19 protein-coding genes and 1 pseudogene are annotated in these 18,108 nt (G+C 61.2%); 9 read left to right on the plus strand and 11 right to left on the minus strand.

Translation table 11 applies throughout. The annotated features are described in order from the left end of the window. Positions 1–548: 548 nt before the first annotated feature. Entirely contained in the window at positions 549–671 is a 123-nt protein-coding gene (locus tag E3O28_RS17190; RefSeq protein WP_255409036.1) for a hypothetical protein, read from the plus strand. 71 nt (positions 672–742) lie between these two features. After that, complete coding sequence (locus tag E3O28_RS04315; RefSeq protein WP_134415322.1) at positions 743–3,271, plus strand: nitrate reductase; 2,529 nt, start codon at positions 743–745, stop codon at positions 3,269–3,271. A gap of 46 nt (positions 3,272–3,317) precedes the next feature. Here the strand turns inward: E3O28_RS04315 and E3O28_RS04320 are convergent, their stop codons facing one another. Next, positions 3,318–4,097: an alpha/beta fold hydrolase gene (locus E3O28_RS04320; protein ID WP_241973005.1), complete on the minus strand. Its 780-nt coding sequence runs from the start codon at positions 4,095–4,097 to the stop codon at positions 3,318–3,320. 630 nt (positions 4,098–4,727) lie between these two features. Here E3O28_RS04320 and E3O28_RS04325 point away from each other — a divergent pair. The 5 genes and pseudogenes from E3O28_RS04325 (at position 4,728) to E3O28_RS04345 (ending at position 9,901) form a co-directional block, all read left to right on the plus strand. Continuing rightward, positions 4,728–5,324, plus strand: a complete 597-nt coding sequence (locus tag E3O28_RS04325) for a hypothetical protein (protein ID WP_134415269.1) — start codon at positions 4,728–4,730, stop codon at positions 5,322–5,324. Between the two features lie 620 nt (positions 5,325–5,944). Beyond that, positions 5,945–6,994 (plus strand): IS30 family transposase, encoded by a 1,050-nt coding sequence (locus E3O28_RS04330; RefSeq protein WP_134415270.1) that lies wholly within the window; start codon positions 5,945–5,947, stop codon positions 6,992–6,994. Positions 6,995–7,208: 214 nt separating this feature from the next. Further along, on the plus strand, positions 7,209–8,489 hold the full coding sequence (locus tag E3O28_RS04335; RefSeq protein ID WP_134415271.1) for a hypothetical protein: 1,281 nt from the start codon (positions 7,209–7,211) through the stop codon (positions 8,487–8,489). 283 nt (positions 8,490–8,772) lie between these two features. Beyond that, positions 8,773–9,387: pseudogene (locus E3O28_RS04340) on the plus strand (recombinase family protein). 76 nt (positions 9,388–9,463) lie between these two features. Then, positions 9,464–9,901: an ASCH domain-containing protein gene (locus E3O28_RS04345; protein WP_134343390.1), complete on the plus strand. Its 438-nt coding sequence runs from the start codon at positions 9,464–9,466 to the stop codon at positions 9,899–9,901. Positions 9,902–9,935: 34 nt separating this feature from the next. On the opposite strand, the gene E3O28_RS04350 is transcribed toward E3O28_RS04345, so the two are convergent. Then, positions 9,936–10,472, minus strand: a complete 537-nt coding sequence (locus tag E3O28_RS04350; RefSeq protein WP_134343391.1) for a GNAT family N-acetyltransferase — start codon at positions 10,470–10,472, stop codon at positions 9,936–9,938. A gap of 96 nt (positions 10,473–10,568) precedes the next feature. Between E3O28_RS04350 and E3O28_RS04355 the strand changes: the two genes are divergently transcribed. Further along, positions 10,569–11,225: a CatA-like O-acetyltransferase gene (locus E3O28_RS04355; protein ID WP_134343392.1), complete on the plus strand. Its 657-nt coding sequence runs from the start codon at positions 10,569–10,571 to the stop codon at positions 11,223–11,225. Between the two features lie 129 nt (positions 11,226–11,354). Here the strand turns inward: E3O28_RS04355 and E3O28_RS04360 are convergent, their stop codons facing one another. From E3O28_RS04360 to E3O28_RS04375, 4 genes are all read right to left on the minus strand, one after another. Beyond that, positions 11,355–11,777, minus strand: a complete 423-nt coding sequence (locus E3O28_RS04360; RefSeq protein ID WP_134415272.1) for a YkvA family protein — start codon at positions 11,775–11,777, stop codon at positions 11,355–11,357. A 107-nt stretch (positions 11,778–11,884) separates the two neighbouring features. Further along, positions 11,885–12,247 (minus strand): GntR family transcriptional regulator, encoded by a 363-nt coding sequence (locus E3O28_RS17195; protein WP_134343394.1) that lies wholly within the window; start codon positions 12,245–12,247, stop codon positions 11,885–11,887. Then, positions 12,244–13,281 (minus strand): hypothetical protein, encoded by a 1,038-nt coding sequence (locus E3O28_RS04370; protein ID WP_134415273.1) that lies wholly within the window; start codon positions 13,279–13,281, stop codon positions 12,244–12,246. The genes E3O28_RS17195 and E3O28_RS04370 overlap by 4 nt, the downstream gene beginning before the upstream one ends. Before the next feature lie 138 nt (positions 13,282–13,419). Continuing rightward, entirely contained in the window at positions 13,420–13,869 is a 450-nt protein-coding gene (locus E3O28_RS04375; protein ID WP_241973006.1) for a GNAT family N-acetyltransferase, read from the minus strand. 277 nt (positions 13,870–14,146) lie between these two features. Between E3O28_RS04375 and E3O28_RS04380 the strand changes: the two genes are divergently transcribed. Then, a complete protein-coding gene (locus E3O28_RS04380; protein ID WP_104099208.1) occupies positions 14,147–14,617 on the plus strand; it encodes a GNAT family N-acetyltransferase in 471 nt (156 codons plus the stop codon). Positions 14,618–14,786: 169 nt separating this feature from the next. Here E3O28_RS04380 and E3O28_RS04385 read toward each other — a convergent pair whose 3' ends face one another. The 5 genes from E3O28_RS04385 to E3O28_RS04405 form a co-directional block, all read right to left on the minus strand. After that, complete coding sequence (locus E3O28_RS04385; RefSeq protein WP_134415275.1) at positions 14,787–15,296, minus strand: DinB family protein; 510 nt, start codon at positions 15,294–15,296, stop codon at positions 14,787–14,789. 74 nt (positions 15,297–15,370) lie between these two features. Further along, complete coding sequence (locus E3O28_RS04390) at positions 15,371–15,676, minus strand: hypothetical protein (RefSeq protein WP_134415276.1); 306 nt, start codon at positions 15,674–15,676, stop codon at positions 15,371–15,373. A 369-nt stretch (positions 15,677–16,045) separates the two neighbouring features. Further along, a complete protein-coding gene (locus tag E3O28_RS04395; protein ID WP_134415277.1) occupies positions 16,046–16,408 on the minus strand; it encodes a GntR family transcriptional regulator in 363 nt (120 codons plus the stop codon). Continuing rightward, complete coding sequence (locus E3O28_RS04400) at positions 16,405–17,286, minus strand: hypothetical protein (RefSeq protein ID WP_134415278.1); 882 nt, start codon at positions 17,284–17,286, stop codon at positions 16,405–16,407. The genes E3O28_RS04395 and E3O28_RS04400 overlap by 4 nt, the downstream gene beginning before the upstream one ends. 223 nt (positions 17,287–17,509) lie before the next feature. Then, on the minus strand, positions 17,510–18,106 hold the full coding sequence (locus E3O28_RS04405; RefSeq protein ID WP_166784733.1) for a GNAT family N-acetyltransferase: 597 nt from the start codon (positions 18,104–18,106) through the stop codon (positions 17,510–17,512). Positions 18,107–18,108: the final 2 nt, after the last annotated feature.

Below are 18,108 nucleotides of genomic sequence, written 5' to 3' on the forward strand. Positions count from 1 at the left end.
GGAACGTCTTACGGGCACTCGCCATCGCGGTGCTGGGGTTCTCTTTTCATCTACGCCGATTGCAATTGATCCCATGACGGGCGCGACTTTGGAGTTTCTGAGCCTCGGCACGGTTGCGGATATCAGGCGGATGAGGGCGACGTGGAGTCAGCGACATCGTTGGTGCTTTGCAGTCCCAACTTGGTCAGGCACTGCTCGGAGTGATCGTCACGAAGAACGCGCGGGGTCTCATACGGTGGGCCAACGGAACGGTTCATCCGCCGTAGACGAGCGAGTAGCTGCTGTGCGATACGTTCCAAGTTGTTGAGTTACCGCCCGCGGTGGAACCGGGCAAAGTAGCTCGTGCGTGGCTCATAGGATGAACCCCCAGTTGGATGACGAGTCCCTGGCCGAGGTGCCGTCCACCGGTCGAGCGCGCGGCGTCATGGCGGCAGCACGGGCTTTCAATAATGCTGGCTAGCCCCGCGCTCGCGCTCATTGAACCACCGCTGAATATTGCCTTCTCAGGGAGCCAAGGGTGGTGCGGGTGAAGGTTGCTGTACCGAAACATGAATCGTGTCGCTCAGGTCATCGTTCCCTACCTGCGGGGCGAGAACATGGCATTCGCCTACTTGACCCTCGAAACGGTCGGCTTCACTTCACCGACGGCGGTGTCGGAGCACTGTGGATGAGTCTCGTCTGGACGTTGATCTGGGCTGCTCGCGGGCGCAGACTACAAGTCGGAGCGGAAGAGGGTGTTGTGATGGTGGACAGGATCGGCGACATCTGGGGCACCAGGACGCCTTTTGGCCGCGGCGAGAAGTGGCCGGTGCGTGTTGATCAGAAGTTGGCTGATGGCCTCGGTGAGGACGACGTTGATCGTTGGGTGCAGTCGGCTTGCACGCTGTGCAGCAATGGCTGCGCGTGCGACATCGCGGTGAAAGACGGGCGGATGGTCGGAGTGCGGGGTCGAGCCATCGACACCGTCAATCATGGGCGACTCGGGCCGAAGGGCCTCTTCGGCAGTTGGCAGGGTATGTCGAACGGCGACCGGCTGACTCGTCCGCTCATCCGGATCGGTGGCGAGTTGGTCGAGACCGACTGGGACACGGCGATGTCCCGGATCGTCGAGCGAAGCAGACAACTCTTGGCGGACAAGGGTCCACTGAGCCACGCGTTCTATACCAGCGGCCAATTGTTTCTCGAGGAGTACTACGCGCTGGCAATTCTCGGCAAGGCTGGTATCGGTACCCCGCACATGGATGGCAACACCCGATTGTGCACGGCGACCGCGGCGGCGGCGATGAAGGAGAGCTTTGGTGCGGATGGCCAGCCTGGTAGCTACGCCGACATCGACGAATGTGATGCGATGTTTCTATTCGGGCACAACATGGCCGAGACGCAGACGGTGCTGTGGGCGAGGGTGCTCGATCGGATCGCCGGGCCCGACCGGCCACGTATTGTCTGTATCGACCCGCGTGAGACTGAGGTGGCGCGGGTCGCGGACGTGCACCTTGCGGTGCGTCCAGGGACGAACCAGGCACTGATGAATGGTCTGATCCGGGAACTGTTCATGAACGGATGGATTGATGAGGCCTACATCGCGGCCCACACCATCGGAGTCGACAGATTGCGGGCCGTCGTGGAACCATGGACGCCAGACGCAGTAGCTGAAACCTGCGGTGTCTCGGTCGACGATGTGCGAGAAGCTGCACAAATTTTCGGCACGAGCGCCCGAGTGCTCTCCACCGTTTTGCAGGGCTTCTACCAGTCGGCGCAGGCAACCGCGGCATCGTGTCAAGTGAACAATATGCACTTGCTGCGAGGAAAACTCGGCGCGCCAGGAAGCGGGGTGCTGCAGATGAACGGCCAGCCCACCGCGCAGAACAACCGGGAGTGCGGAGCGGACGGAGACCTTCCCGGATTCCGCAACTGGGAGAATTCGGAGCACGTCCGCGAGCTCGCGACCCTATGGGACGTTGATATTTCGATCATTGCGCACCAAGCTCCCCCAACCCATGCGATGCAAATCTTTCAGTATGTCGAGCAAGGCAACATCGAGTTTCTCTGGATCTCGGCGACGAACCCGGCGATTTCGATGCCGGAATTGGAACGTATCCGCGCCATCCTCGGCCAAGAGAACGTCTTCCTCGTCGTGCAGGACCTATATCTCACCGAAACGGCGCTGTTTGCCGATGTCGTGCTGCCGGCCGCGGGTTGGGGCGAGAAAACAGGAACTTTCACCAACGCGGATCGTACGGTGCATCTCTCCGACAAGGCCGTCGAGCCGCCTGGTGAGGCAAGGAGCGATCTGGATATTTTTCTTGACTATTCGGCGCGGATGAATTTTCGCACGAATTCGGGCGCGCCACTTCTCGACTGGGCCGGACCGGAGGACGGATTCCGCGCGTGGCAGGACTGCAGCCGAGGCCGCCCGTGTGACTACACCGGCATCACCTACACGCGACTTCGAGGAGGAAGCGGCATTCCGTGGCCGTGTAACGACGAGCATCCGGAGGGAACAGTTCGACTCTACGGTGACGGCGTCTTCGCCACCGAGCCAGACGACTGCGAAACGTTCGGCCATGACCTGCTCACCGGTGCCTCGGCCGGTGAGCAGGCGTTCCGTGCGCTGGAGACTCACGGGCGCGCCGTTTTCAAGGCTGCACCCTATGCGCCACCATCCGAAGAGCCGGATGCCGACTTTCCGTTGCGGTACACGACCGGCCGCACGGCGTACCAGTTCCACACGCGCACTCGCACCGGTCGTGCCCGGCAGCTCAACAACGCGGCACCGTCGGCGTGGTTAGAGATCTCGGTGTTGGATGCTGGCCGGCTCGATATCGTGGAGGGTGACACTGTACGAGTCACCTCCCGTCGCGGTGCACTTGTCGTTCCCGCCCGCGTCAGCAATGTGCGCGAGGGTACGGTATTCGCACCGTTTCATTACGGCTATTGGGATTCGGGACGACCCGGTCCGGACGGTCACCCCACCGCAGCCAACGAACTGACGATGACAGAGTGGGATCCGGTATCCAAGCAGCCCCTGTTCAAAAATGCGGCTGTGCGGGTGGAGAAAGTAGCGGACGGTACCAGCCCGTCACCGGCTCCAACGACCGCAGCATCCCGCCCTGCAGATTCCGGCGGCGTGCCGGTCACGGTTGGCGGCCCGGACGCCGAGGCGCACGAATCAACATCTCCGATCAAGTTGCCCGCTGTCGCGCCCGAGCAGGGAACTGATGCTGTTCCCTGCATGCATCATCCCCAGCCGTCGCCGGTTCCACCTGTCTGAAGCCAACTCAGCCGTAGGTGGCTCCGCCCGGGCGCTCAGCCGCAGCTCAGCCGGTGCTATCGAGAATCAGGCGCGCCGCTTCCGTTGGTTGGTCCCAGTGCGGGAAGTGACCGCAGTTTTCGAACCAGTGCAGCGTTGCATCCGGGAACAGCTCCGTGGCCCGCGCCGCCTCACTGGGAACGGTGACCTTGTCCTTCCGCCCCCATCCAATGACCACTTTGCCCTTGAGTGAACCGGCCGGTGCGCCTTCCTGGCGGGGTCCGTGAATCAGCGCGTTGAGGGCCGGGTCCAGGCTGGTCGATGTCTTGAACCCGCGAAGCTCGTGCAGGACCAGATCCTGTGGCAGCTTCCAGGGGTGGGCGGAGAACTGTGCAAACAGGGCCGTGCGACCCACAGGGTTGCCCGTGAGGAAGGGGAGCGCCGGTTGGATGCGGCGCACCAATGCGACGGATGCCTTGATGCTTGTACCAAAGATCGCTGCCTGGCGGTCATTCCAGAATCCACCAGGGTCCAGTGCGACCGTGGTGCCAGCGTGCCCGCGGCGTGCCATTTCCATTACCATCCGGGCGCCCATGGAGCTGCCTACCAGATCAAGGTCACCCAGTTCCGCGTCGCGGATAAAGGCTTCGACGGAATCGGTCAGCGTGGCAATGGTGGTTTCGCCGGTCAGCGGCGCGGATTCGCCGCAGCCGGGGAGGTCGACGGCGATGACATCACGTTCAGCGGCCAGCGCCGGGATTACCGGGTTCCAGTTGCCAATACTGGAACCGACCCCATGGATCAGCAGGAGTGGCTTACCGGAGCCTTGCCGAGTTGAGTGCAACATGACTTCACTGTAGGGGCAGTGCAACATATCTGGCCAGAGGTTATCTGGCCAGAGGCCCGACGGCACAGCGATACGCCGTTAGGCAGCGCATCCAACGCTCAATCGCAGCTTGGGTAGGCAGTCCCATCGATCCGCAAGAGGGACCTCCTACGGGCACGCGCCCGGAAGCTGGCGGTTCTGACACTGCCGGATTGCGACGGTGCCCGTTTGACTGTCCCGACATTAAGCCCGATGACCGGGCGTCATACGCACGAGCTCGCGCACGTCATCCCGTTGTCTCACAACCCATGTGTTTCGACACAGTTGACTTTCGAGACACCCCGCAGCGTGAAATGACCGGTCACGGACTAAAGCGTGGGCAATGAGCCGTGACGCGTTACACTTCGCGAGATGGTCGAGATCAAGTTTCCATAATTCCGCACACTGGAAAAGCGGCGCGTCGCGTCGAGCAACACGATATGGGCGACGCTGGCGGGCTCGAAAGTCGCCGCAAACACACTGTCGCTGACCGATGGCTCAGAACGTACGCTGGGCGAAATTTTTCCTGCTGTCGAGCACATTCAGCGATTCAATCTGCGGACAAACGAGGCACGCGCAATTCTTAACGCTGCCGAGGAGGATCTATGCACAATGGGTATGGCCTATGCGATTGCCTTACATGAAGACTTTGTGAAGTCATGCCTTTGTCTGCTTGTGCCACACAGACTGATCAGTGCAACGAAGATCAAGAACACGACGACCAGCAACGTGCACGAAGTTTTCGAAGAAGCTGCTAGCGCCTTACTAAACGCCGATTCGCTTTCGTTATTTCACCTGACGCGGCTCATACGCAATTGTCATATTCACGCGGGCGGCGAGGTCAGCAATGCACTAGTGAACGCGTACGCCTCCCTCACCCCTTCACAAGCAACGTTGTGGGAAAGGCTCATCAAAGAGCCACTAAGCACTCCGGCCATTGGTGATCCGGCCGAGGTTGGAGTCGGTGGATTGATTGCAACTCTGGCCATTGGAAAGAGGCTCGGTCGTGAGATAAACGCAGGTTTGCAATCGGCGATTCCCCGGGACACTTGGGCAGACATCGCGGTGAGTGATTACTTTGCGAATCACAAGAAGTCTCCACGCGACCCGACCGCCGTGCGGTCTGTGGGCGGCTATATTCGCGGACTTCACGATGCTCTGGCTCTGACAGATGCGGAGCTTTCTGCGGCGGTACGGCGCCTTCTATAAGAAAATGGGATGCTCTTCCATTGAGCTACATCGCACCAACGGTACGTTGCCGGGAATCGAACCTGGGTCTCCCATTTCTGTGGACACTCCGGTAGCGAACCGGAAAAGACTGAACTATGTCCTTTCTTACTTTACACCCGCTCGGGTCTGTCACCCCGCTTGCCCGCAGAACGGAACTCCGCCAAGCGGAGACGGCGAAGTGGCAGCTGCGCTCCGGAGCTGGGTCCCGCAAGACCGCCGGCCGCTGACTCGCACTCGTTGCCGCATATCTGCAACAGGTCATTCTGCGGATCGGTGTCTCGTATCTCCGGGGATATATGGCGTCTCACGACGCTTTTTTTCGCCTTTGCAGATCGCCGGAATTGACCGGAATCTCGGGGCGCGGCGATTCGCATAACTACGACGCATAACCTGCTGGTTGGATGGCGGGCGAGTTCAGGTGGTGAAAGCAACACCCTGAGTTCTGTGGGGTGTTGTCGATGGGTCGGCCTGATTCTCCGTTGTTCATGCGTCTGGCGTTTTGGGAGGGGTTAGACGCGGGTCTCTCGGTCGCGACCGCGGCCAGCACCGCGGGAGTGTCGCGCGCTACTGGGTACCGCTGGCTGCGCAAGCATCGAGTCATGTCGCTCTCTCTCGTTCTAGATCCCGGAATCGCCCGTACCGGGTTGCTGTCGCTGCGAGAGCGGGAAAAGATCGCGTTCCAGATCGCTCGTGGTTCCGGGGTGCGGAACATCGCGGCCACCTTGAGCAGGGCACCATCGACCATCAGCCGAGAAGTGGCGAGGAACAGCGTCAACGACCGGTATCTGCCCTCCATCGCGCAGGAACGCACTAACGAGCGCGCGCTAAGACCGAGATCTCAGAAGCTAGACGGGTTAGCGTTACGGTCACAGGTCAAAGCGATGCTCGCCAACCGGTTCAGCCCCGAACAGATCTCGGGCCGGCTGAAGCTTCAGCATCCCAAGAATCCGGAGTTGCAGGTGTCGCACGAGACGATCTTCCAGGCCCTCTACGTCCAAGGCCGCGGATCGTTGCGGACGGAGCTGACGGCCGCGCTGCGGTCGGGACGGAGCGTGCGGCGCCCTCAGCGGCCCGACGGCCCTCGCCCTCAGCGATTCAGGGACATGGTGATGATCTCTGATCGTCCTGCCGAGATCGAGGACCGCGCCGTTCCCGGCCACTGGGAGGGAGATCTCATCCTCGGCTCGACGGCGTCAGCATCTGCGATCGGAACCCTTGTTGAGCGGACCACCGGGTTCGTGATGTTATTGCACCTGCCCAGCGATCACACTGCCCGAACTGTCGCCGACGCAATGATCGCAGCGATTAACACCCTGCCCGAACATCTGCGCCGCTCGACGACCTGGGATCAGGGATCCGAGATGTCGCGCCACCGAGAAATCACCATGGCCACAGGGATGCCGATTTATTTCTGCGACCCACACTCGCCCTGGCAACGCGGCAGCAACGAGAACACGAATGGTCTCTTGCGGCAGTACTTCCCCAAGGGCACCGACCTCTCGTTCCACGGCCCCGGGACCCTCGAGAACGTCGCCGCGGAACTCAACCGTCGGCCTCGGAAGCGCCACGATTACCTCACACCCGCGGAAGTCCTCGACGAGCTAATCTCGAAATCAACAAATAAAGCCGGTGTTGCAGACACCACTTGAATACGCCTATCCCTAGGGTAACGAGACGCTCCACGCAGTATGGGCACTGCAGGACGAATATCGTCTCGTTTGCGCTGCCAAGTTGTTGCGGTCAGTACGACTAACGGACCAGAGATGTCGTCGATTGGGGTCGTTGCGGGCCGTAATCTGGCGCCATGGCGCCATGGCGCTATCGAATCGAGAAATCGCATCCCTCATACTCAGGGCTCTTACTGTGATGGCACTGCTTCTTTTCGCAAAGAACCGATCTGAGATTCGGTTAGCAGTTCGAGAATTGTTTGGGGCGTTCTTCAACTGGAAAATCCTTGTCGTCGTGGCCGTATATCTCCTCTATGCGACAGGTTGCGTCGCGTTGGCTGCGCATCTAGATCTCTGGGGTGTTGGCATCCTTAAGGACACCCTCATCACAATCTTCTTCGTTGGCCTTCCTCTAATCGTCAGCGCCCCCAAAGTGAAGTCAGGAGTGAAGCTCGTCCGATCAGTTGGCTGGGAGACGATCGGCTTGTCAGGCTTTCTTGCTTTCTATGTGGCGCTCGCTTCATTCTCAATCCCGGGAGAGCTCTTCCTCCAGTCAGTGCTCGTTGTACTGGCGATGCTCTCTGTGTACGGCAAGCGCGCGCCGGAAACACACAAACTCGCCAGGGGATGCGACGTACTTCTCAGCCTTATCGGGATTGGGCTCGCAGCGTTCACCACATACACGCTGGTCTCGTCGTGGGATGCGCTTAGCATCCGCGACATCGCGCTTTCGCTTGCGCTCTCGATCTGGCTCCCGCTCATGCTCCTACCGTTGATTATTGCCCTTGCAATCCTCATGAGCGCAGAGACGGTATTGAGCCTCCTTAGCTGGCACAACAACAAGGTGGAACCGCCGCGCCGTGTTCGTCTGGCCTTTCTGATGGGCATCCATTTCAGCACCTTCTACGCCGCCCATTTTGCGGGTCAATGGCTAGGACGACTCGCCCGACAGAAGACCTTTCGGGGTGCCCAGCAAGTAATGCGGGATTACCGCCGAGCTATTCGACGCAACGTCAATGCAGAGAAAGATCGACTTGAGCGGCTGCTGACCATGTCAGGTGTCGCCGGAACGGACGAGAACGGACTTCGTCGAGATCGACGCGAGTTCGCGGCCACCAAGAAAGTACTCAAACACCTCTTCTACATGCAAATGGGATGGCACCGGAATCGCCTTGGTCACTTTAAGTCCGACATGCTCGAGCTCCTCGGCGACGTCACGAAGGATGGCCTGCCGCTCAAGCACGGCATTGAGCTCAGAGTCCGCAGCGACAGCCAAGCCTGGTACGCCTGGCGGGAAACTCCTAGCGGGTGGTTCTTTGGGGTCGGAGGAGACGGGAATCTCGCGATCGAGTGGCAATACGAAGGCGTAGAGCCGCCAGCCTGCTTCCCGACCGAGGGAGCCGGATGGACCGATGTGACCTCAAACTCTTCACGGCCCGAGTGGGCCGCAAACGATGCTCCAGTGCGGGTGGTCTGAAGCTGCAACCGCAATATGCGAAGTGTCTCAAAACCCCAGCGCCTCTTGACCCATGACACGAGGTATTCGGGCCTCTGTGGAGTCTCGCGGACTCAGCTCACGGCGCACCAGGTGATAGGGCGGACTATGACAGCGCTGGGGGCTATGCAGGCGTCACGTTGGTCTGTTGTGCATTGTTTGCGATATGGAGATTAAATGACGGGTGGTGTGACAGTGTCTGCCTACCTCGAGGGGCGAGATTACTCGGTCGCTCAATCGGACGTTTAAATGACAGGGGTCGAGCATGCACGTCGGATACATGCGCGTGTCAAAAGCTGATGGTTCGCAGAGCACTGATCTACAACGAGACGCACTCCTGGCCGCCGGCGTCGCTGCAGGGGATCTCTACGAGGACATGGCATCCGGTAAGAAGGACGACCGGCCACACCTGGCGGCTTGCCTGAAGGCGCTGCGTCATGGTGACACGCTCCTGGTTTGGAAGCTGGACCGGCTCGGTCGAGACCTGCGGCATCTGGTCAATACGGTGCATGACCTCACCGACCGTGGCATCGGCCTCAAGGTGCTCACCGGAGAGGGCGCAGCGATCGACACCACGACGGCACCGGGGAAGCTCGTCTTCGGAATCTTTGCTGCTCTCTCCGAGTTCGAGCGGGCGCTCATCTCTGAGCGCACTGTCGCCGGGCTTGCCGCAGCTTGAGCACGGGGGAGGACGGGCGGGCGGCCGTTCAAGATGACGCCGGCCAAGGTCCACCTGGCCATGGCCGCGATGGGTCAGAAGGAAACGAAGGTTGGCGACCTCTGCAAGGAGCTCGGGATCACCCGGCAGACCTTGTACCGCCATGTCTCACCTGCGGGGGAGCTGCGGTCGGACGGTGCGAAGCTCCTATCGAAGAAGTAGTGGCCCCACCTGGTGAGTGTCAGAAAGGAACGCCCTACGGCACAGGGTCGCGAGTCTCGGCACCTAGGATCACCTCATGACTAACCACGGAGAATTCCCGATTGCTGAGTTCGGTTTTCCAGGCCCGATTCGGGATCGGCTGGTCGCCTCAATCCTGGCCGGCACAAAGACATCGACAAGCTCGACCCGCGTGGAGTACTCGATAGAGGACGAACCGTTGCCGGTCATCGGGAACAAGCAGACGGTCATTGATTCACACAATTTCGCCGTGGCGACCATTCAGACAATTGGGGTCGAGATTGTCCGACTCGCTGACGTCGGCCTCGAGCATGCGCACGACGAGGGCGAAGGATTCGTCTCCATAGCAGCCTGGCGTCGCGGTCACGAAGCCTTCTGGCACAGCACGGAGATGCGGGCCTTCCTCAACAGCCCAACCTTCACAGTCGATGACGACACGCTCGTCGTGCTGGAGCGGTTCCAATTGATTGAGGCGCTCGGCCAAGCAAAGCGATAGCCCTCAAACCGGCAGCCCGACGCCGTGCGGGCGATTACTCGTGAACGTTGGCTTCTGGTGCGCTGAGTTTACTCACGGTTCGGATCAGCGCCACGCGCGGCCAGGCTTCGAGCCCTCGCGCAGCTTCTGAATTCATTCGAGCGCTCATCGCCGGGCCCCATTCACGTGGCAAGAAAGCACGGAAGCCGAGGCGCTCGTAGTATGGCGCGTTCCACGGAACGTCTCGGAATGTGGTCAGCGTCACGGCGGGGAGTTCGCGTTCCCGTGCCCACGAGTCAGCCACGGCAATCAGTTGCGCTCCGATGCCCTGACGCGCGTGCTCCGGGTGGACCGTGACCTGCTCAATATGGGCAGCTCCGTCAACCTGCTCGAGGAGCACGTAGGCGACGATCACATCGTCGACCAGCCATACAAACGCTCCATGGTTCGTGACGAAGTGCTGGAAATCCTGCCTGCTGATCGGTTGATCATCGGCGATTATCGCCATGTTGATGTTGCGGAACATTTCGCCAGCAGCTCGCTCGATCTCGGTGATCCGGAAGTGGTCCTCGAGACTGGAAAGACGTCGCACCGTTCGATCCTCCCACTCCAGCTCAGGACCTACCCGTAGGTCGAACGTTCACTGGGCTGACCGATGGGGAGGGGGGCCAGCCTTAGGCTCGTGGGCATGACAGAAGCGCGCGCGATCGATCTGGACAAGTGGCCTCGGCGGGAGCACTTCGAGCACTACCTCACGCGCGTCGAGTGCACTTACGCCATCACGGTGGAACTCGACGTCACGGAGATGGTGGCGGCGCTCCGCGTCGTTCCGTGGAAAAGTTATATCGCGCAGATCTGGGCCATTGCCTCAGTAGTGAATCGTCACGTCGAGTTTCGGATGACCCTCACTGGCGAGAAGGTCCCGGCGACCTGGGATGTTGTGCACCCTGCGTTCACCGTTTTCAACCCCGAGCGAGAGACGTTTGCCAACGTCTGGTCTCCCTTCCACGCTGACTTCTCGACCTTCCACCAGCAGGCGGTCGACGTCTTGGCTAGATACCGTAATGCCACGTCGTTTCAGCCGCAGCCGGATATGCCCGCAAATGTGTTTGACATATCGAGTATCCCGTGGACGTCATTCACTGGGTTCAGTTTGCAGATACGCGACGGCTGGAAGCATCTCTTGCCTATATTCACCCTGGGTCGGTACCGGGAGACTGGGGGGCGAACCGTGATGCCTGTCGCCATTCAGGTGCACCATGCGGCGGCTGACGGTTTCCATACGGCTCGCCTTGTTCAAGAATTGCAAGCGCTCTTTTCCGACCCGTCGTGGCTCTCCAAATAACGAACCCTCAGCGGTCGCCCACAGAGGATCGATTCCGTGACAGACGCACCGGAGCCGTTGAGTAGTACCGATCATGGGAGTGCACCGGTGCTTGCCCGACGGGTGCGGACCCACGAGCGAATACGCGCGTTATGCGGAGGATTTCAAACCGGCCAGACGGAGAACGGCCGTTAGCCCTTCGGGTGTTCCTGGCCAGTGCCGTTGGACCGCATCGCTGCCTGCCCGACGAGTCGCGAATCGAAGAGCGATCGCGACAACGATGGCGTCGTCCGCGTAGCCGAGAACAGGGACGAAATCCGGAATGACGTCTATCGGCGACAGCAGGTAGACCAAGAGAACGGTAAGCCAGATTCGAACGCCAATCGACAGGGTTGGATCGGCCGTGAGGCGTTTGAGTAGCCGTGCGACGTCGGGCGCGAGACGAAGGAGGTCACGAAGCGAAGCACCGCCGGCATGCCTGCGCTGTTCGATCCAAAGGACCAGAACGAGGGCGAGCCACAGCACCAGCAACCCGCCAAACACGCCGAGCGCGACTTCCCACCAGGTGGTCATGAGGTGCCGCCGCGCAGATGAATGATCGCGATGGCTTCACGAGCGGCGGTTGAGGTCATGTTCTGATTCTCGCAGTGGGGACGACTGCTGAGCCCTGCGCGGGAACGTCATGCGGGCGGGTGCGTCGCCTCTGTTCGCCAGACTGCGCGGAGGATTGCGATGGTGTCTTCGAGGGTGACGAGTGCGCCTTCGCTTGCTTCCGCGAGTGCGCGGGCGTGCTCGATGACCGCCTGTGGCGCCCGGGATGCGCCAGGGGCCACGCGGGAGCCGGCGGCGGTGCGGGTGACGATGAGTCCGTCGCGTTCCAAAGATTTGTAGGCCTTTGCGGCTGTGGCCTGTGCGACGCTGAAATCTCGAGCGGTTTGTCGGACGGTTGGCAGGCGTTCGCCGTCACCGAGTTGTCCGGAGCGGATCGCTCCGCGGAAGAGCGCATCGATTTCATCCGCAGAGCTTGGCGTGGTCCCGGTCATCGCCGTGGTCCGTTGGTCGAGACTTCATGCTCCGGTGTTGCGAGGCGTGAGCGTCGTGTCGCGAGTGCGGCTCGGGCGGTGTCGACTGCAAGTCGGAGGAGGAACGCGACTCCGCCGGCCTGGAGTGCATAGCCCAGGAGGTTCATAGGGCGGGCGATTGCGTCGTAGCCGCCGGCTACGAGAATGCGCGGGTAGGACGCATTGTCGGATACCCACTGCTCGTCTAATCCGACCAGAGCTTGCCCGGAGGAACCGGTGTGCATCCACACGGCTCCGAGCGTTGTGATGAGTCCACCGAGCAGGATGAACGTGAACAGTCGAGCGGTTAGTTCTCGTTCCGAGCGCACGCTGGAGGCGGTCGATCGGGCGAACACGGGCCGGTTGGCGTCCGTGTGCAGCACGGCGAAAAAGACGGTGCAGGCCAGTGCCAGCACGACGAGAGTGGCGAGATGGTTCGGCCATCCTGCTCCGGACAGGTACCCATAGCCGCTGTTGAAGCTCATGTAGATCGGGAGGTTGGTGTAGTCGGGAACGTTCCCGAAAAACGGTCCGTCTGCAGGCGCCGTCCTGGCGATCGCAATCTGCCACGCTGCCGTCAGTGCGAGCAACGTCGCGGTGATTCCGGAGATCCAGAGCAAGGTACGAGACGCAAACGCATGCCACGGGCGGCGGGGAACAATTGAACGCTCTCCCGGCGCGGGAAGTGGCATCCGTCGAAGCGCTACGGCCGCCGCAGCCACCACGAGTGTCGCCGCGAATAGCGGAGCCGGCTTGCGCCACCAACCGTCATACCCGGATACGTCAGGCGTTGACACGGCGATCGCGCTGACTGCCGTCGCGACGACAACCACGAGCAAGGAACCCGCCACTCCCGCCCAGGTGAGAGTGGCCGTGCGCCGCCCGGTCTGGGGGAGTGAAACCATGCGCCGGGGTCGAACCCACGACAGAGCGAAGAGGACCAGGCCGAAGGTGATGGCCACTTCCAGAGGTAGTAGATCTTGAACGGCGTGCACGAAGAGAAAGAGGAAGTTCATCTAGGCCCCCAGAAGATCGAATCCCTCGCGAGCATCGCGAGCATTGTGCTGTAAAGTAGCACAAGATTGTGCTATCGAAACAGTGCAAGTAAGCGCGGGACCATTCGTGTCCGATCGGCGAACCCTCTCCGGAGCGTTCTAGCGGCGTTCGGCGTTTGTTAGGACACCCACCGGGTCTCGCCGTCTTTCTGGGTGGAGGTCGGGCGTAGTGCTTGATCGAGCGACGCCCATCGAGGCCTGGTGCTCCGGATGGATATGTGCGGTGAAACGGTTAACCTCGTGTGCTCGCAACCATCCGATCATCATCTGGGTAGCTTCGGAGGCTATGCCTTGGCCTTGGCGCCTCGGCGAAATGACCCAGGCGATCTCAGACACGAGCGTTGAACCGTCGCACTCGACGGTTGCCTGCACGAAACCGACCGGCTCACCGGTGTCTCGGTAGGTGACTATCCAGTTCAGCCACCATTGGGAACCGTCATCAGACTGCCCCACGGTCTGTGCGGCATATCTGCTGTGGAGCAGGTCTAATGACGGGGCTTCGCCGCCGGTGTACTCGTATAGCGACGGGTCGGCCAGAACGTCGACCATCCCAGCTGCATGGTCCACCGCGAGTGGTTCAAGCAGGAGCCGCTCAGAGCAAACGGGTTCAGGTTGAGGCCAATCCATCTCCTGAGAATGGCACAGGCGCGGTTGGACGAATCACCTGGGCCATTGGTGGAGCGGATCTCGCCCCAACGGGGACGCGCTAAGCGCGAGAGATCGGGGGCCTGTGCCTCACCCAAGAGTTCATGCCCTCGTGCCTGTCCGCGCCCCGCCCTCGGAATCCGTCGGTGCAACTCGACGGTCGGCCTGGAAGAATTGAGAGATGACCGTAACCCTTCAGCGAATCCTCGCCAGCGACTTCCCGACGTGGATTGAGCAAAGCAGCGCGGAGTACGTCGGTGACTTACTTGCCCAGGGTCGATCACACGAGGAAGCTCGGCGAATAGCGGTCGAGAGCATGGCTCGTTCGTTCCCGGAGGGCACTCAGAGCCCCGGCAATGAGGTCTTTCACGTCACGAACGAGGTTGGTACGGCAGTGGGATACCTGTGGATCGGGCAGGATGTCACCACCGACCCGGGGGCGTGGTGGGTCTGGGACGTTTTCATCAACGCCGACCAGCGTGGCCAGGGTCATGGGAGAACAACGATGCTGCTCGGCGAAGAATATGCACGCTCCCACGGTGCGCGCTCTCTCGGCCTCAGCGTCTTCGGATTCAACACCGGCGCCAGGCGACTTTACGATTCCCTCGGCTACGAGACAACCTCGGTGAAGATGCTCAAGAAGCTCGACTGAGCCTTCTCTTCGCTAACGCTGGTTGGCGTCACTGCAGGGCAGCGTCGAGATGGACACCCGTAGGTGGAACCCGCAACGCGACTGGTCAACGGCCGATCACCGAATGACTAAACGGATCGATGCTTTTCCAAGACGTCTCCTCTGGCGAGGATTCTGAAGTCTCGGTTCGCTATTCGCCGACCGTGCCGTCAATCGCTTCGCGCAAAAAGTCGGCGTGTCCGGCGTGGCGAGCGGTCTCCTCGACAAGGTGCAGCAGCACCCATCGGAGCGAGAAGTTGCGGCCATCGCCCAGCGCCTTGACCGACAGCTGATCCAAGCCTGTCGATTCGGACACGACTGCCCGGCTCCGATCACAGGCTTCGCGGTAGCGACTCCGCAACTGCACAGGATCGAGAAGAGCGGCAGTGCGGAACTCCCAATTCGGGTCGTCGTCCCAGTCGACGCTGGCCCATGGCTCTCGATCAGGGAGGCCAGCAAAGCGGACCTCCATCCAGTCCTCTTCCGCCAGCGCCAGATGGCAAAGCAGGCCCGCGAGGGTGAGTTCGGACGGGGAGTGCTTTTGTGCCAGCTGCTCCCGGGTCAGGCCGTCGGTCTTCGAAAGCAACGTCTCACGCTGATAATCGAGGTACTGCGTAAGCATGCCGAATTCCGCGCAGTTTGGATCAGGATCGATTCGCATTCGCTCATCCTGCCAGGGAGCGGAGACGTGTCGCTAGGCGAACGATGAGCGAGACGAAGGCGGGCGGGAGATTGTCACATCCCGATCGCGTGGCCATGACCTTGTCGCTGGAACGATCTACGGAGAGCCAGTATGCCCGTGACGATCATGGCCAGGCCCAAGATGCCGGCAGAGGGCGGGATGACGCCCGGCATGCCGTAGTAGTAGTACAGGCCAGTGCATGCGGGGACGTTCGGGTCGGTGCATCGAACAGAATCGAACATTCCGCCGTATGAGGAGCTGATCCCGGCACCCACGATCCCTATCCCGACGACAAATCCTCCGATGATGAGCGCTGCGGCGCTGAGATAAACGCGGGTTGTGGTGCTTGTCTGCTCCATGGGCCCGAGGATAGCAAGAGGTCACCGGTTCGAGGGGGCATCGCTTCTGGCAACTGAATGTGTCGCGATAGCCAGGTCCGAAAGCGCCGTCACGACTGCAGAAGCAGCCACGCAGTTGTCGCCTGGTTGCTTAGTGGCGCTGTCCGGCGCGTGTGCGTCAGCGCGAACGATGCGCACTTGTTGCCGAATACTCACTCTCGATAGCGACCCAGTATCCGTGCCCGCAAGCCGGACGTCCACAGACGCAGATTCGACGCCGAGTCTCCGAGGTTCCGGAGTTTCGGGGGAGTGGTGTTTGGGAACCTTCATCGGGACGGTCTGGGCCTGCTTCTTCAGAGCGATGGGTGCCCAGGATCCTTTGCGGGACGTTCAATCACTGTTGGCGAGGTTCCAGGCGGTTTCGACTGCTTTGAGGACTTCTGCGAGGGCTACTTTGTCGCGGGGAATTGTTCTTACGAGTTCGGCCGTTGCTTGGTCGAGGTCGAACGCTTCGATCTGGTCGTGGCGGACGAGGGTTCCTTGGGAGCGTCGAGTTTCGACGAGACCGGTCTCTTCGAGCTCGCGGTATGCGCGCGCCGCCGTTCCAACTGCCACGTGTAGGTCGCCGGCGAGTTGGCGTACGGTGGGCAATCTGTGACCGCCCGCGAGTCTGCCCGAGGTAATTTCCGCTGCTAGCGCGGCTCGGATTTGTTCGAAGGGCGGCGTCGGATCATCCGCGTCGACTGTGATCATCCCGCGAGTTCCGACCGCGGACCAGCGAAGGCCGTCCGAGGCAGTTTGATCGCCCCGATGACGGCGAGAAAGGCGAGTGAGAGGCCGTAGATGAGGGTTACGGCTGCAGCCCCAAACAGAACCATTCCGATCGTGTGCAACGTCGCGGCCGCGTTCACGTCGAGGCCCGTCTCCAGAAGGGGCGCGTTGACCAGCGGCAGGGATGCCATTCCGAGTAGAAGGCCGAGGGTGAGTGCCAACGGTGCGCTCGCGACGCGAAAGACCAGCCGGACGCCGCTTCGACGCAGGGCTGCGTCAGCGTCGCTGAGTTCCGCCCAGGCAGTGGCCGGGGCATCAATAACGCGGCGCAGAGCCTGAACAGTGGCGAGAACCAGAACGCCAGTGAGTACCAGCACCGGGAGCGCAAACATCCACCCGGGGAAGAGGTACGGCCCGCCCGCTTTGCACTCGGCCGGAAATAGGGTGGTGCAGAGAGACCGACCATCCGGCGCGGCTTTCGACAACAACCCTGCGGCTACGGCCGCCAGGACCGTTGTTCCGACGATGACCCCGAACCTCGTCCGTTGACCTGACGGCGAATAGTTGCTCAGGGTACGCGGCTTGACGCTACTACTCCGCCGTCGAAGTGCGCCATCGATCGTTGGTGCGGGCATTAACGTGAACGCGATGAGGCCGGCCGCGGCCGCCGCGAGTGGTCCGAGGAAGAACGGGACCAGCTCAAGAACCGGATTGGCAATATGGACCAGGATTGCCACAGCGAAAACCGCGAGAGCCGTTGAGACCGCAACAACGGACCGCAGCGCGCTCACACGCCGCGCACGCACGAGCGGCTGCGGCTGTCCGCGCCGTCCAGCCATCGCCACGCCGGCGAACGCCACCGTTAGGACGAACAAGAGACCGACCAGGCCTAATGACATCTCTGCAATCCCGATGTTTTCCACATATCCTCCTTGTGTCGACTTGACGATACAAGGAGGTTGCAGTTTGCGTCAAGTGAATGTGACAAGCCTTCTCGCGTGTGCGCGGCGAGGCCCATCAGTAATGGAGACAGAGGATCACTCCATTTCCTTGGGGAACCTCATCCGGGCGTGCGTTCTTTTTCTATTGCGGCATCGTGAGGCTGAGCCAGCGTTCTTCGATGGCATAGCCGAGATGTTCATTCATGCGGATGCTGCCGGCGTTGATTTGAGCTCCTCCTGTGCCGAAGATCCTGACGCCGTCGTTGGCCAACGCCGTGATCGATGCAGCCTTGACGGCAACGGCGAGCCCTCTGCGGCGGTAAGAGCGGTGGACGGACGTGAATTCGGTTTCTGCGCGCGCGGTAGTCAGGCAAAGTGCGCTGGCGGCCACGAGTTGCCCGTCATGGATGGCGCCAAAGAGGCGGCACCCGGATCTCCACAGTTCGAGCACGTCGTACTCGTCGCTCTCCGGCACGGCCGTCGCTGGCGTGTAGGGGTAATCGGCGTGATTCAAAGCTTCGAGCGCTGTGACCTGAGGCGCCCAGCTGACGTCGAGTTCCTCGATCAGGAATCCTTGGTCCGTTGCCACCACGACCGCCGCATTTAGCACCGTCAGGTCGGGCGGATCGCTCAGGCGCAGGCGGGCGCCCCAAGATTCGCCGACAACGACGTACCCCGCCTGGGTTGAGTGTTGCAGGCGCGGATCGTTGACTTGGATTACCTGGATATCTGCGTTCACGA

It is taken from the genome of Cryobacterium sp. TMT2-14 (genome assembly GCF_004402465.1).
Classification (GTDB): Bacteria; Actinomycetota; Actinomycetes; order Actinomycetales; family Microbacteriaceae; genus Cryobacterium; species Cryobacterium sandaracinum.